Source organism: Pseudomonas sp. BAV 4579, assembly GCF_009765395.1.
Classification (GTDB): domain Bacteria; phylum Pseudomonadota; class Gammaproteobacteria; order Pseudomonadales; family Pseudomonadaceae; genus Chryseomonas; species Chryseomonas aestiva.
In genome coordinates, this window is the sequence record NZ_WHOV01000030.1 from 1 (window position 1) to 13,254 (window position 13,254).

The 13,254-nt window shown below is 62.3% G+C and carries 14 protein-coding genes, 2 tRNA genes and 1 pseudogene; 14 read left to right on the forward strand and 3 right to left on the reverse strand.

Annotated features, from left to right (window positions below):
* Positions 1 to 259, reverse strand: a pseudogene (locus tag GSQ95_RS08825) (S9 family peptidase); the annotation flags it as partial.
* An 89-nt stretch (positions 260 to 348) separates the two neighbouring features.
* On the opposite strand from GSQ95_RS08825, the gene GSQ95_RS08830 reads away from it, so the two are divergent.
* The 4 genes from GSQ95_RS08830 to GSQ95_RS08845 all read left to right on the forward strand — a co-directional run bounded on the left by GSQ95_RS08830 (position 349) and on the right by GSQ95_RS08845 (position 2,390).
* Complete coding sequence (locus GSQ95_RS08830; RefSeq protein WP_158891993.1) at positions 349 to 822, forward strand: MFS transporter; 474 nt, start codon at positions 349 to 351, stop codon at positions 820 to 822.
* Between the two features lie 98 nt (positions 823 to 920).
* Positions 921 to 1,694: a class II glutamine amidotransferase gene (locus tag GSQ95_RS08835; RefSeq protein WP_158891991.1), complete on the forward strand. Its 774-nt coding sequence runs from the start codon at positions 921 to 923 to the stop codon at positions 1,692 to 1,694.
* Between the two features lie 18 nt (positions 1,695 to 1,712).
* Positions 1,713 to 2,225, forward strand: coding sequence for a DUF2937 family protein (locus tag GSQ95_RS08840; protein WP_158891989.1), 513 nt, complete (start codon positions 1,713 to 1,715; stop codon positions 2,223 to 2,225).
* An 88-nt stretch (positions 2,226 to 2,313) separates the two neighbouring features.
* Positions 2,314 to 2,390, forward strand: a tRNA-Val gene (locus GSQ95_RS08845).
* A gap of 295 nt (positions 2,391 to 2,685) precedes the next feature.
* Here GSQ95_RS08845 and GSQ95_RS08850 read toward each other — a convergent pair.
* Positions 2,686 to 3,681, reverse strand: a complete 996-nt coding sequence (locus GSQ95_RS08850; RefSeq protein WP_158891987.1) for an MFS transporter — start codon at positions 3,679 to 3,681, stop codon at positions 2,686 to 2,688.
* A gap of 563 nt (positions 3,682 to 4,244) precedes the next feature.
* Positions 4,245 to 4,952, reverse strand: coding sequence for a YfdX family protein (locus tag GSQ95_RS08855; RefSeq protein ID WP_158891985.1), 708 nt, complete (start codon positions 4,950 to 4,952; stop codon positions 4,245 to 4,247).
* Positions 4,953 to 5,358: 406 nt separating this feature from the next.
* Between GSQ95_RS08855 and GSQ95_RS08860 the strand changes: the two genes are divergently transcribed.
* The 10 genes from GSQ95_RS08860 to GSQ95_RS08905 all read left to right on the forward strand — a co-directional run bounded on the left by GSQ95_RS08860 (position 5,359) and on the right by GSQ95_RS08905 (position 13,248).
* Positions 5,359 to 5,640 (forward strand): hypothetical protein, encoded by a 282-nt coding sequence (locus tag GSQ95_RS08860; RefSeq protein WP_158891983.1) that lies wholly within the window; start codon positions 5,359 to 5,361, stop codon positions 5,638 to 5,640.
* Between the two features lie 206 nt (positions 5,641 to 5,846).
* Complete coding sequence (gene thrS, locus GSQ95_RS08865) at positions 5,847 to 7,769, forward strand: threonine--tRNA ligase (RefSeq protein ID WP_158891981.1); 1,923 nt, start codon at positions 5,847 to 5,849, stop codon at positions 7,767 to 7,769.
* 20 nt (positions 7,770 to 7,789) lie between these two features.
* Positions 7,790 to 8,323 carry a translation initiation factor IF-3 gene (infC, locus tag GSQ95_RS08870; protein ID WP_158891979.1) on the forward strand — a complete coding sequence of 178 codons (534 nt, stop codon included), beginning with the start codon at positions 7,790 to 7,792 and terminating at the stop codon, positions 8,321 to 8,323.
* A gap of 61 nt (positions 8,324 to 8,384) precedes the next feature.
* The gene (gene rpmI, locus GSQ95_RS08875) at positions 8,385 to 8,579 is read left to right on the forward strand and encodes a 50S ribosomal protein L35 (RefSeq protein ID WP_007159200.1); all 195 of its coding nucleotides are present in this window, start codon (positions 8,385 to 8,387) and stop codon (positions 8,577 to 8,579) included.
* Between the two features lie 30 nt (positions 8,580 to 8,609).
* Positions 8,610 to 8,966, forward strand: coding sequence for a 50S ribosomal protein L20 (rplT, locus tag GSQ95_RS08880; RefSeq protein ID WP_007159199.1), 357 nt, complete (start codon positions 8,610 to 8,612; stop codon positions 8,964 to 8,966).
* Positions 8,967 to 9,062: 96 nt separating this feature from the next.
* Positions 9,063 to 10,064, forward strand: a complete 1,002-nt coding sequence (pheS, locus tag GSQ95_RS08885) for a phenylalanine--tRNA ligase subunit alpha (protein WP_158891977.1) — start codon at positions 9,063 to 9,065, stop codon at positions 10,062 to 10,064.
* A gap of 18 nt (positions 10,065 to 10,082) precedes the next feature.
* A complete protein-coding gene (gene pheT / locus GSQ95_RS08890) occupies positions 10,083 to 12,461 on the forward strand; it encodes a phenylalanine--tRNA ligase subunit beta (RefSeq protein WP_158891975.1) in 2,379 nt (792 codons plus the stop codon).
* Between the two features lie 3 nt (positions 12,462 to 12,464).
* Positions 12,465 to 12,767, forward strand: a complete 303-nt coding sequence (gene ihfA / locus GSQ95_RS08895; protein WP_007159196.1) for an integration host factor subunit alpha — start codon at positions 12,465 to 12,467, stop codon at positions 12,765 to 12,767.
* Complete coding sequence (locus tag GSQ95_RS08900; RefSeq protein ID WP_007159195.1) at positions 12,748 to 13,107, forward strand: MerR family transcriptional regulator; 360 nt, start codon at positions 12,748 to 12,750, stop codon at positions 13,105 to 13,107. The genes ihfA and GSQ95_RS08900 overlap by 20 nt, the downstream gene beginning before the upstream one ends.
* 64 nt (positions 13,108 to 13,171) lie before the next feature.
* A tRNA-Pro gene (locus tag GSQ95_RS08905) sits at positions 13,172 to 13,248 on the forward strand.
* The last annotated feature ends 6 nt before the right edge of the window (positions 13,249 to 13,254 follow it).

The window sequence follows — 13,254 nt, forward strand, 5'->3', positions numbered from 1 at the left end:
CGTATTCGTCGCCGGCCTGGGTGCGCTGGTAGTAGAGATAGTCGTCGCGGGGGACGGGCAGCGACAGATCCGTCTCGCGAATGCGCGCGCGGATCTCTTCGAACAGCTGTTCGCGCAGGGCGGCCTCGGGTGCCAGCTGGGCTTCCAGGTAGGCGTTCTCGGCTTCCAGGTGAGCCAGCACCTCGGGGGCGTCGCGGCTCTCCAGCCAGGCGTTGGGGTCGTCATCGGGGGCGCGGCGGGCAATGGGGGCTTGGGTCATGCGGGCTCCTTGGGCGCCGCGCAAGAGCACGCGGGCGGGGCAAAACCGCTATCATAGGCTTCTCCTTTCCGCTATCGCCATGGATCGCAATGACCGAGCAAGAGTACCTGATCGCCTGGGCCGTCTACGCCATCGCCGCGCTGCTGCTGTTGGTGGTGTCTTTCAAGGCCACCGGCTGGCTCTGGCGCTGGCTGCGCGAACCCATCCGGCTGGTGGTGGCCGTGCTGCTGGTGACGCCCGCCCTGGTGGATGCCGAGCACGGCCTCTATGCCCCGGCGATCGCCGTGACGGTGCTGGATCTGGTGTTCAAGGTGGGCAACAGCGCCTGGTCAGCGGTGGCCAACCTGGCCGCCGCCGGCACCATCGGCATAGTGCTCTATCTGATCTTCGTCCTCTGTCGCTGGCTGTACCGGCGCTCCCATCCGCGTCCGGCGCCAGTCGTCGCAGCGGCGCCGACGGATGATCCGCAACCGGAATCGCCGGTGGCGCCACGGACCCCGGCAGCCCCGGTCGAGCGCCGCGAACCCCGAGGGCGTAGCGAGCGCGTCGAACCCCGCCTGTAATCCAGGCTTGCGCCCGGGACGTGACCCCTTCAGCATGCTGGCGAAGGGCAGCGGCGGCAGCCGCCGTTGAACCAGGCAGCCACCCCGGAGGGACGGACATGTGCGAATTGCTGGGCATGAGTGCCAACGTGCCCACGGATCTGGTCTTCAGTCTCCAGGGCCTCATGCAGCGCGGCGGCCGCACCGGTCCGCATCGGGACGGCTGGGGCGTGGCCTTCTACGAGGGCAGGGGACTGCACCTGTTCAAGGATGCCCTGCCAGGCGCCGATTCCGAGGTGGCCAAGCTGGTCCAGGGCTACCCGATCAAGAGCCATACGGTGATCGGCCATATCCGGCACGCCAACGTCGGGTCGGTCAATCTGGCCAATACCCACCCCTTCGTGCGCGAACTGGGCGGGCGCTACTGGAGCTTTGCGCATAACGGCCAGCTGCAGGATTTCCATCCCGAGCCGCGTTTCTACCGGCCGGTCGGCGATACCGACAGCGAGACGGCCTTTTGCAGCCTGCTGGATCAGGTCCGCGAGCGTTTTCCCGAGCCCGTCCCGGTGGAGATGCTGTTGCCGCAGCTGGTGAACGCCTGCGATGGCTTTCGCAAGAAGGGCGTTTTCAACTGCCTGCTCAGCGACGGCGACTGGCTGTTCAGCTTCTGCACCACCAAGCTGGCCCATATCACCCGCCGCGCCCCCTTCGGTCCGGCCCAGTTGCGCGATGCGGAAGTCCACATCGACTTCAAGGCCGAGACCTCGCCCAACGACGTCGTCACCATCATCGCCACCGAGCCGCTGACCTCCGACGAGGTCTGGACCCTGCACCAGCCAGGGGAATGGCATCTCTGGTGGGATGGCGAGATCGTCTCCCAGGGCCGCGTCTAGACAGGAAGCCACACCACGATGCTGCGCAGTTATATTCGTCTGCTGTTGTTCACCCTGGCCTTGCTGATAGGGGTACAGATTCCCGGCTTCATGCTCGACTATGAGCAGCGCGTGGATGCCCATCGCCTGGAGTCCGATCAGGCCCTGATCGGTTTCAGACGGACCGCGCAACAGTATTTCGAAGGCAGCCTCGACGGCTTGCTGGCGCATTACCAGGCCAGCGAGGATCCGGTCTTTCGCAGCGATGCCGACAGTCTCGGCATCCTGATACGTCGTAATGCGCTGTTCAACGAAGAGTGGCAGGCGCTGCAGGGGTCCTGGTACCAGCGGGCCTGGCACATCCTGGTGTCGCCCAACAGCGAACTGCGCGACGAGACCCTGCAGCAGTATCGCTATCAGGTGGTGCTTACCCCCGAAGCCATCGGTTGGGGGATAGGGCTGGGACTGGCCTTGGCGGTGGCGGTGGAAACCCTCGCGCTCTGGCTTTCAATCCTGCTCTATCCGCGGCGTCCAGCCCGCCGGGTGTCCTAGCCTTCTAAAAAATTTCACGTTTTCAGGCGTTTAGCTGAAAAAAGGGCTTGACGCTAAAGTCCCGCGCTGTAGAATGCGCACCCACAGCAGGCACGTAGCTCAGTTGGTTAGAGCACCACCTTGACATGGTGGGGGTCGTTGGTTCGAATCCAATCGTGCCTACCAAACAAAACCCGCACTGCTGGCGGGCAAGAAAAAAGGCGATCCGAAAGGGTCGCCTTTTTTCGTTTGGGGATGGATTGGGAAGGCCCCAGTGGGCAACGCTTAAGATCCATCCTGGCGATTTGGGGCTGATGACCAATAGCGCGGCACCGCCATTCCACCTGCGCCAGCTGCCCTTGAGTAGCCACTAGGCCCTCTCGGCAAGCCGCTGGCGCTGCTGCTCGGCATGCTTCATGACCTGAGTCATTCCAACGGCGTGTTGCTGGGCCAGGGTCTTTGCCCCCAAGAAGGCGAGGCGCTAGGCGTCTCGCTGCCGGGCAGTGATCGGCCACGTGAGCGCAACGAATGCCATCCCGCCACCCACCAGCAGCAGCGCCGCATTCAGGCTCCAATGCTGCGCAACGAAGCCGATGGCGGCCGGACCGATGAGAATGCCGGCGTAGCCGATGGTGGTGATCGCGGCGATGGCGTGGCTTGCCGGCCTCCGCGTCTGCCTGCCGGCGGCACTGAAGAGCACGGGCACGATGTTGGACGCCCCGAGGCCAACCAGCAGAAAGCCGGCGAAGGCAAAGGGCTGGCTGGGTGCCAGCACCGCCATCAGGAAACCGGCCGCGGCGAGTAGGCCGCCCCCTACGACCACTTTCAGGCCGCCCAGCGTCTTCACGATCCAGTCGCCGGTCAGGCGGCCAATGGTCATCGCCAGCGCGAATACCGTGTAACCGAAGCCGGCCTGCCCCGGGTCGACACCATGCGCATCGATCAGGAACAGGGCGCTCCAGTCCAGGATCGCGCCTTCGCCGAGAAAGATCAGGAAACAGAGCAGGCCGATGAAGGCGACGATCCCGCCGACACTGAACAGGCCGTGGAAGCCGGACATCATGTTGCGACCGCTGTCCTTCTCGACCATCACGGCCTGGATGTTGATCGCGACGTCCAGGGCGCCAACGCTGGCCCCGAACAGGGCCAGGGCTATGGCCATGCTGAGAGGCGAATCGGCGACGGCAAGTAGCGGCAGCACCAGGGCGAGTGCCACCGAGCTGGTCGCGATCACCGCGCGGCATCCGAAGCGGCTGGCGAGGATGCCGACGATGGGCATCGCGACAATGGATCCCAGGCCCAGGCAAAGCAGCAGGAGGCCAAGCGTCGAATCATCGGCGCCGATCCTCGCCTTGGCGACGGGCACCAGGGGTGCCCACGCGGCCATGGCCGAACCCGCAATGAGGAAGCCGGCGCGGGTCGCCCATTGCTCGATTGCCCCCGAAGGCTGTTGGGCGGCGAGTTGCACCTGTTGCATGGGAGAGGCTCCGAAATAAGGCGGCAGTAGGGGTAATCACACCTCATACCAGTGTGAGCTGATCATGCATGATTAAGCAATACTGCGCACAATCGTGCATTTCAGGACGATATGCGCAGAGCTGGATGACCATGCTTGATCCGAGCGTTGGCAGCCGCCTGGCGGGGAGGTATCGGCGGGGCCTGGTTGCTCTGCCTTGGGGGAGGTGAAGGCCTGTACAAACTTGTGGGCGAAGTGGAGCTGCAGCGCGCTAACAGGCCTGGGTGTCAGCTGCACACCGACTGCTTTTCCTGCAGCGGCACCCCATGTCTGGCGCCTTGAAGTTTAGGTGCCGGCGGCTGTGGACAGGTTTCGTCAAGGCTTATGCGGGGAGGGGTATGGGTTTGGGATCAGCTGGACCTGGCAAAACGAAATTCCCATCGGTGGCGGGTAATAGAAAGGGCGATCCAAGAGATCGCCCTTTCTATTACCCATGCTGCACGCCGTGATCGAGGCGGACTTGCCGGGCATGGAGTCGTTTAACCGGGCGACCTTGCGATCGCCCTGTTGTGCGTCCCAAGCCATCAACTGCTCGGGGTGACGGTCTCGGTGAAGGAGCCTGCCGGCTGCAGCCCGTGCTTGTTCGCCGTGAAGTCCAGCGCCATCGAGGCGTAGCGCACGCCATCCTGAACCTGCTTGAGCGTCAGGTTGGCCTCATAGAACTTGTCGCTGGCCAGTTGCTTGGCTGCCTGGTCGACGTCTGTCATGGTCTGCTTGAGCGGTGCCAGGGCAATGGCCGTATCGATATCCACATCGGCCAGGCGCAGGGTTTCCGCAGCACCCTTGGTGTCGCCATGCTTGAGTTTGTTATTGGCATCGGCCACTGCCTTAACTTTCTGCGGGCTGGCCATATAACTGTCCTGCACCACGGTATCGCCCCAGATAGGTAACCAGGAGGTTACGGTGGTACTGGTATCGGCCTTGCCCTGATTATCCTTGACCTGTAATTCACTCGCGGCTTTTTTCAGCGCGGTATTATCCGACTGCGCAAGTTTGAGTGCCTGCTGGGCGTCCTTGACATGGGACACCGCTTGCTTCGTTTGCCCCTGGAAGAGTTCCAGGCGTGCCGCGGAGATATCGGTGAAGGCCCGTTGCCCCTGGGTGGACAGGGCCTGGAAGCTGCCCAGCTCGTTTGCCGAGGGGGCTTGGTTCGCGGCGATGGCCGCAGACGAGCAGGCGGCTACGATGGCGACGACCAGCATGCTCTTTGCCAGTGTGTTCTTGACGTTCATTTGCTGCCTCCAGCGGATATGCAATTGAAGTAAGGCTATCGCTCAGGTACCAGAACCAGGTTCTGCAGTGCCTGGAATCGATACTCCGCCGTATCGCTTAACACTGGATTAATAAGGGCGATTCTTTTCTTGAATAGCGGCTGAACACGTTTGCATGGATGAATCCATGCGATCTTGTCGTACATAATCAAGATGAGAGCCTGATTGAGTCCGGCATAAGTTTGTTTTGCGCGGTAGAACTTTCCGGAAGTCCGAGTCGGCCTTCTGCGGAACTCTCGGGAAGGGTGTGACCGCTTGACTCGGTCGTGAGGCCCAGTCTTTTCACGTAGACTGGCAGACGATTTTTTCTTGGGGCTCCGTTGCTTCGCCAGGCGCGAGCAGGCCCCGTTGCCGTGAGGAGCGAGTGATGACGCAGGGTGGTGAAGGCCGGCAGATCGGCAAGGGTGGTTGCCTGGGATTGATCCTGCTGTCGATCCTGTTCGCGGTCGTGGTCTTCGGCTCCATCATCTACGTCTATCGCCACAATGCTACGCCGGTCAGCCGCGCCAACGAGCAGCAGGCCATCGACCAGTGCCTGGCGCGGGCCAACGCCGCGGACACCTCGCCAGCGGATCGCCAGGCGCTGATGGAAAACTGCCAGGAAATGCAGAAGCAGTTCCTCAAGAAGTACCCCGACGCGGCCCGCTAGAGAGACGGCAGTCCCTTGCGAGGTTGCGCTAGGTCTCAGTTTCTGAAAGGATTTCCGTCCCAAACTTTCCAGTGATCCTTTCGCGTCGCCCGGAATGCCTTGCGGCCCTGCCACTGTGCGGCGGGATTTCCAGCGGTGCGGCTGCTTACTGGCCAATCCCACCATGTGGCCCTTGGTATGGGTCACCACTGAGTTGAGGAGGCGCCATGCCTGTCATTACTCTCCCCGACGGTAGCCAACGTCCATTCGACAAGCCCGTCACCGTAGCCGAAGTCGCCCAGTCCATTGGTGCCGGTCTTGCCAAGGCCACCATCGCCGGTCGCGTCGACGGCCAGCTGCGCGATGCCGGCGATCTCATCGAGCAGGATGCCAACCTGCAGATCATCACCGCCAAGGACGAGGACGGTCTGGAGATCATCCGCCACTCCTGCGCCCACCTGGTGGGTCATGCGGTCAAGCAGCTGTTCCCGACCGCCAGGATGGTCATTGGTCCGGTGATCGATGAAGGCTTCTACTACGACATCGCCTTCGAGCGTCCCTTTACCCTCGATGACCTCTCGGCCATCGAGACGCGGATGCGCGAGCTGATCGACAAGGACTACGACGTCATCAAGAAAGTGACGCCGCGCGCCGAGGTCATCGAGGTGTTCAAGGCTCGGGGTGAGGAGTACAAGCTGCGCCTGATCGACGACATGCCCGAGGAGCAGGCCATTGGCCTGTACTACCACGAGGAATACGTCGACATGTGCCGGGGCCCCCACGTGCCCAACACCCGCTTCCTCAAGGCCTTCAAGCTGACCAAGCTGTCCGGCGCCTACTGGCGTGGCGACGCCAAGAACGAACAGCTGCAGCGCATCTATGGCACCGCCTGGGCGGACAAGAAGCAGCTGGCGGCCTATATCCAGCGCATCGAGGAAGCCGAGAAGCGCGACCATCGCCGCATCGGCAAGCAGCTCGATCTCTTCCACCTGCAGGAAGAGGCGCCCGGTATGGTGTTCTGGCACGCCAATGGCTGGACCGTCTACCAGGTGCTCGAGCAGTACATGCGCAAGGTCCAGCGCGAACACGGCTATCAGGAGATCAAGACGCCCCAGGTGGTTGATCGCATCCTCTGGGAGCGTTCGGGTCACTGGTCCAACTACGCCGAAGGCATGTTCACCACGGCCTCGGAAAGTCGTGACTTCGCGATCAAGCCAATGAACTGCCCCTGCCACGTGCAGGTGTTCAACCAGGGGCTGAAGTCCTACCGTGATCTGCCGCTGCGTCTGGCCGAATTCGGTGCCTGCCACCGCAACGAGCCGTCCGGTGCCCTGCACGGCATCATGCGCGTGCGTGGCTTCACCCAGGATGACGCCCACATCTTCTGCACCGAGGAGCAGGTCAAGCAGGAAGCCGACAACTTCATCAAGCTGACCCTGCAGGTCTATGCCGACTTCGGTTTCACCGACGTGATCATGAAGCTCTCCACTCGGCCGGCCAAGCGCGTCGGTTCCGAAGAGCTGTGGGATCGCGCCGAGAAGGCCCTGGCCGATGCGCTGGATGCCTCTGGTCTGGACTGGGAGTACCAGCCGGGCGAGGGCGCCTTCTACGGGCCGAAGATCGAATTCACCCTCAAGGACTGCCTGGGTCGTCAATGGCAGTGTGGTACCCTGCAGTACGATCCGAACCTGCCGGAGCGTCTCGATGCCAGCTACATCTCCGAGGACAACAGCCGTCAGCGTCCAGTGATGCTGCACCGCGCCATCCTCGGTTCCTTCGAGCGTTTCATCGGCATGCTCATCGAGCACTATGCCGGTCTGTTCCCGGCGTGGCTCGCTCCGACCCAGGCGGTGGTGCTCAATATCACCGACAAGCAGGCCGATTTTGCCCAGCAGGTCGTCGGCGAATTGAACGCTGAGGGCTTCCGAGCCAAAGCCGACTTGAGAAACGAGAAGATCGGCTTTAAAATCCGTGAGCATACTTTGCTCAAGGTTCCCTATCTCCTGGTTATTGGAGACCGGGAGGTTGAGACACGATCCGTTGCCGTGCGTACCCGTGAAGGCGTTGACCTGGGCTCCATGCCCATCGAGCGTTTCCGCGAGCTGCTCACGCAAGCGGTTTCCCGGCGTGGCCGGCAAGATTCGGAGTAATCACTATCAAGCAGCGTGACATGAGACAAGACAAGCGAGCCGCCCCCCGGGCACCGATCAACGAAAATATCACCGCCCGGGAAGTTCGCCTTATTGGCGCCGATGGTCAGCAAGTAGGCATCGTCTCCATCCAGGAGGCCCTGCAGGCTGCTGAAGACGCCAAGCTGGATCTGGTGGAAATCACCGCCGACGCCCTCCCTCCGGTCTGCCGGATCATGGACTACGGCAAGCACGTCTTCGAGAAGAAGAAGCAAGTCGCGGCGGCGAAGAAGAACCAGAAGCAGGCTCAGGTCAAAGAAATCAAGTTTCGTCCAGGGACGGAAGAAGGGGATTACCAGGTAAAACTACGCAACCTGGTACGTTTCCTAACCGAGGGGGACAAAGCCAAGGTCTCGTTGAGATTCCGCGGCCGGGAGATGGCCCACCAGGAGCTGGGCATGGAGCTGTTGAAGCGGGTCGAAGCTGACCTCGTCGAACACGGCGCCGTTGAGCAGCATCCTAAGATGGAAGGACGCCAACTCATCATGGTCATCGCCCCCAAGAAGAAAAAGTAACTACCAGGGCACTGGCAGGCCTTGCTGTTATGCGTAATCACTCAATGCGGAGTATCCGAACATGCCAAAGATGAAAACCAAAAGCGGCGCTGCGAAGCGCTTCGTGAAAACTGCTGGTGGCATCAAGCACAAGCACGCTTTCAAGAGCCACATTCTGACCAAGATGACCACCAAGCGTAAGCGTCAGCTGCGCGGTACGTCGCTGATGCATGCATCCGACGTCCAAAAGGTCGAGCGCATGCTGCGCCTTCGTTAATCCTGGTTAAGAATTTAAAGGAAGTTACTCATGGCTCGTGTTAAGCGTGGCGTTATCGCTCGTCGCCGTCACAAGAAAATCCTGAAGCTCGCAAAAGGCTACTACGGTGCCCGTTCGCGCGTCTTCCGCGTCGCTAAGCAAGCGGTAATCAAGGCAGGCCAATACGCCTACCGCGACCGCCGTCAGAAGAAGCGTCAGTTCCGCGCTCTGTGGATCGCTCGTATCAATGCTGGTGCTCGCATCAACGGTCTGTCCTACAGCCGTCTGATCGCCGGCCTGAAGAAAGCGGCCATTGAGATCGACCGCAAGGTACTGGCCGATCTGGCCGTGAACGAAAAAGCGGCGTTTGCTGCGATTGTCGAGAAAGCTAAAGCTTCGCTGGCTTAAGCCCCCCGGCAATCTCGCGTCTCTGGCGCGAAGCAACGTTATCAATAGGGGAAGAGCCTCATAGCTCTTCCCCTATTTTGTATCTGGAGTCCCTAGATGGAAAACCTGGATGCGCTGGTCTCCCAAGCACTGGAGGCCGTGCGGCACACCGAAGACACCAATGCCCTGGAACAGCTCCGGGTCAATTACCTGGGCAAGAAGGGTGAGCTGACCCAGATCATGAAGACCCTGGGCCACCTCACCGCGGAGGAGCGTCCCCAGGCTGGCGCGCTGATCAACGCCGCCAAGGAACGTGTCCAGGACGCAATCAACAGCCGCAAGGCGACGCTGGAGCAGGCCGCCGTGGCCGCTCGCCTCGCCGCAGAACGCATCGACGTGACCCTGCCCGGGCGTGGTCAGGCCTCCGGTGGCCTGCATCCCGTCACCCGCACCCTGGAGCGTATCGAGCGCCTGTTCGCCAACATCGGCTATGGCGTCGCCACCGGTCCCGAAATCGAAGACGACTACCACAACTTCGAAGCGCTCAACATCCCCGGCCACCACCCGGCGCGGGCGATGCACGACACCTTCTATTTCAACGCCAACATGCTGCTGCGCACCCATACCTCGCCGGTGCAGATCCGCACCATGGAGAGCCAGCAGCCGCCGATCCGCATCATCTGCCCAGGTCGTGTCTATCGCTGCGACAGCGATCAGACCCACTCGCCGATGTTCCATCAGGTCGAAGGTCTGGTGATCGACGAAGAAGTCAGCTTCGCCGATCTCAAGAGCACCCTGGTGACCTTCCTGCGCGAGTTCTTCGAGGAAGAGCTGGAAGTCCGCTTCCGTCCCTCCTACTTCCCCTTCACCGAGCCATCGGCCGAGGTGGACATCCGCCGTCCGAGTCGCGACGGCGAACCGGCCTCGCGCTGGCTCGAGGTGCTGGGCTGCGGGATGGTCCATCCCAATGTCCTGCGCATGGCCGGCATCGATCCGGAGAAGTACCAGGGCTTCGCCTTCGGCATGGGCGCGGAGCGCCTGGCCATGCTGCGCTACGGGGTCAACGACCTGCGCCTCTTCTTCGACAACGATCTGCGCTTCCTGGCGCAATTCCGCTAGCTGCCAGACGGGAGTCCTATGAAATTCACTGAACAATGGCTGCGTAGCTGGGTTAACCCTGCGGCTACGCACGAGGATCTGGTTGCCCGGCTGTCCATGGCCGGCCTGGAAGTGGACGGCGTCGAAGCGGCGGCCGGGCGCTTCCAGGGCGTCATCGTCGGCGAAGTGGTCTCCGTCGAGCGCCATCCCGATGCCGACAAGCTCAATGTCTGCCAGGTCAGCAACGGCCAGGAATCCTTCCAGGTGGTCTGCGGCGCGCCCAATGTGCGCGCGGGCCTCAAGGTACCTTTCGCCACCGTCGGCGCCACGCTGCCCGGTGACTTCACCATCAAGAAGGCCAAGCTGCGCGGTGTGGAATCCCACGGCATGCTCTGCTCGGCCAGCGAACTGCAGATCAGCGACGACAACAGCGGCCTGCTGGAGCTGCCGGCCGCTGCGCCGGTGGGCGAGAGCATCCGCAGCTACCTGCAGCTGGATGACGCCATCATCGATGTCGACCTGACCCCGAACCGCGGCGACTGCCTGTCCATCGCCGGTCTGGCGCGGGAAGTGGGTGCCCTGTACAACGCCACCGTCGAGCCGCTGCAGGTCGAGGCCGTGGCGGCTACGCACCAGGAGATCCGTCCGGTCGAGGTGCTGACGCCCCAGGCCTGTCCGCGCTACCTGGGTCGCGTGGTCAAGAACGTCGACCTGTCCCGTCCCACGCCGGACTGGATGGTCGAGCGCCTGCGCCGCAGCGGCGTGCGCAGCATCGACGCCGCCGTCGACGTCACCAACTACGTGATGCTCGAACTGGGTCAGCCCATGCATGCCTTCGATTTGGACCAGATCAAGGGCGGCATCCGCGTGCGCCTGGCCGATGCCGGCGAGCGCCTGGTGCTGCTGGATGGCCAGGACATCGAACTGCGCAACGACACCCTGGTGATCGCCGACCATGAGCGCGCCCTGGCCATCGCCGGCGTCATGGGCGGCGAGCACAGCGGTGTGGCCGCCGGTACCCGCGACCTGTTCCTGGAAAGCGCCTTCTTCGACACCATCGCCGTGGCCGGCAAGGCTCGTTCCTACGGCTTGCACACCGATTCCTCGCACCGCTTCGAGCGCGGCGTGGACTTCGAGCTGGCGCGCAAGGCCATGGAGCGGGCGACCCGCCTGCTGCTGGACATCGTCGGCGGCGAACCGGGTCCGGTCATCGAGGCGGTGAGTGCCGAGCACCTGCCGCAGGTCGAGCCGATCCTGCTGCGCGCTGAGCGCATCGAACGCGTCCTGGGGCTGACCCTGGATGACGCCCAGGTCGAGCGTCTGCTCAGCGGCCTGGGTCTGGCCGTAGCTCGCCTGGAAGCCGGTCGCTGGCAGGTAGGCGTACCCAGCCACAGGTTCGACATCAGCATCGAGGTGGACCTGATCGAAGAACTGGCGCGCCTCTATGGCTACAACCAGCTGCCGATCCGCTTCCCCCAGGCCCGCCTGGCGCCACAGCCGCTGCCCGAGAGCAAGGGCGAGCTGAACCAGCTGCGTCGCCTGCTGGTAGCCCGCGGTTACCAGGAAGCCATCACCTACAGCTTCATCGACGAAAAGACCTTCCGTCTGTTCGCCCCCGAGGCCCAGCCGGTGATGCTGGCCAACCCCATCTCCACCGACATGGCCGCCATGCGCTCGTCGTTGTGGCCGGGTCTGGTCAAGGCCGTGCAGTACAACCTAAACCGTCAGCAGGACCGTGTCCGACTGTTCGAGTCGGGGCTGAGATTCGTCGGTCAGCTGGATAACCTGATGCAGGAAAACGTCCTGGCGGGTGCCGTCTGCGGTTCGCGTCTGCCGGAGAGCTGGTCGTCCGGGCGTGAGGCGGTGGACTTCTTCGACGTCAAGGCCGATGTCGAGGCGCTGCTGGCCCAGTCCGGTGCGGGTTCTGACTTCCGCTTCGTGGCAGGCGAGCACCCGGCATTGCACCCGGGGCAGACCGCGCTGATCGAAAGGGCAGGGCAGCCGGTCGGCTACCTGGGCACCCTGCATCCGGAAGTAGCGCGCGAACTGGACGTGGATCGTCCGGTGTTCCTCTTCGAGCTGGCGCTGGATGCCCTGACCACCGGCAGCCTGCCGCGCTTTGGCGAGCTGTCGCGCTTCCCCGAAGTGCGGCGTGACTTTGCGCTGGTGGTGGACGAAACCGTAGCCGCGGGCGACCTCCTGGCCGACATCCGCGAAAACGCCGGAGAAGGCCTCAAGGAGTTGCGTCTGTTCGACGTTTACCAAGGCAAAGGCATTGATCCACATAGAAAAAGCGTCGCCATCGGCTTGACCTTGCAACATCCATCGCGCACATTAACCGATGAAGAAGTCAACGAAACGACGCAGAAAATCCTCGTTTCTCTGGAAAGAAGGTTCAACGCCACCTTAAGGAAATAGCGCATGGGGGCCCTGACGAAAGCTGAGATGGCCGAACGTCTGTTTGAAGAGCTCGGTCTGAACAAACGTGAAGCCAAGGAATTGGTCGAACTGTTCTTCGAAGAAATTCGTCATGCGCTCGAAAGCAACGAGCAGGTCAAGTTGTCCGGTTTCGGCAACTTCGACCTGCGCGACAAGCGCCAGCGCCCCGGACGCAATCCCAAGACAGGGGAGGAGATACCCATCACGGCACGCCGTGTGGTGACCTTCCGCCCCGGGCAGAAACTGAAAGCCAGGGTCGAGGCCTATGCTGGAACCAAGTCATAACGACGAGCTGCCGGTCATACCGGGCAAACGCTACTTCACCATCGGTGAGGTGAGCGATCTCTGCCTGGTCAAGCCGCACGTGCTGCGCTACTGGGAGCAGGAATTTCCCCAGCTGAACCCGGTGAAGCGCCGCGGCAACCGGCGCTACTACCAACGCCACGACGTGCTGATGATCCGCCAGATCCGCTCGCTGCTGTACAACGAGGGCTTCACCATCGGCGGGGCACGCCAGCGCCTCACCCAGGGCGACGAGACCCGCGACGAGGGTTCTCAGTACCACCAGCTCATCCGCCAGATGATCAGCGAACTCGAAGAAGTCCTCGTCGTACTAAAGAAGTGAAAAAAAGCTTCCATTAATCAAAGCGTTGCAGTAAGATGCACGCCGTTCCCTAGAGGAACACAGTCGGGGCGTAGCGCAGCCTGGTAGCGCACTTGCATGGGGTGCAAGGGGTCGAGTGTTCGAATCACTCCGTCCCGACCAAATTAA

What these genes read in the sequence shown, in the direction of transcription:
- GSQ95_RS08830 (WP_158891993.1), top strand. Translation starts at nt 349, where the DNA reads ATGACCGAGCAAGAGTACCTGATCGCCTGGGCCGTCTACGCCATCGCC.
- GSQ95_RS08835 (WP_158891991.1), top strand. Translation starts at nt 921, where the DNA reads ATGTGCGAATTGCTGGGCATGAGTGCCAACGTGCCCACGGATCTGGTC.
- GSQ95_RS08840 (WP_158891989.1), top strand. Translation starts at nt 1,713, where the DNA reads ATGCTGCGCAGTTATATTCGTCTGCTGTTGTTCACCCTGGCCTTGCTG.
- GSQ95_RS08850 (WP_158891987.1), bottom strand. Translation starts at nt 3,681, where the DNA reads ATGCAACAGGTGCAACTCGCCGCCCAACAGCCTTCGGGGGCAATCGAG.
- GSQ95_RS08855 (WP_158891985.1), bottom strand. Translation starts at nt 4,952, where the DNA reads ATGAACGTCAAGAACACACTGGCAAAGAGCATGCTGGTCGTCGCCATC.
- GSQ95_RS08860 (WP_158891983.1), top strand. Translation starts at nt 5,359, where the DNA reads ATGACGCAGGGTGGTGAAGGCCGGCAGATCGGCAAGGGTGGTTGCCTG.
- thrS (WP_158891981.1), top strand. Translation starts at nt 5,847, where the DNA reads ATGCCTGTCATTACTCTCCCCGACGGTAGCCAACGTCCATTCGACAAG.
- infC (WP_158891979.1), top strand. Translation starts at nt 7,790, where the DNA reads ATGAGACAAGACAAGCGAGCCGCCCCCCGGGCACCGATCAACGAAAAT.
- rpmI (WP_007159200.1), top strand. Translation starts at nt 8,385, where the DNA reads ATGCCAAAGATGAAAACCAAAAGCGGCGCTGCGAAGCGCTTCGTGAAA.
- rplT (WP_007159199.1), top strand. Translation starts at nt 8,610, where the DNA reads ATGGCTCGTGTTAAGCGTGGCGTTATCGCTCGTCGCCGTCACAAGAAA.
- pheS (WP_158891977.1), top strand. Translation starts at nt 9,063, where the DNA reads ATGGAAAACCTGGATGCGCTGGTCTCCCAAGCACTGGAGGCCGTGCGG.
- pheT (WP_158891975.1), top strand. Translation starts at nt 10,083, where the DNA reads ATGAAATTCACTGAACAATGGCTGCGTAGCTGGGTTAACCCTGCGGCT.
- ihfA (WP_007159196.1), top strand. Translation starts at nt 12,465, where the DNA reads ATGGGGGCCCTGACGAAAGCTGAGATGGCCGAACGTCTGTTTGAAGAG.
- GSQ95_RS08900 (WP_007159195.1), top strand. Translation starts at nt 12,748, where the DNA reads ATGCTGGAACCAAGTCATAACGACGAGCTGCCGGTCATACCGGGCAAA.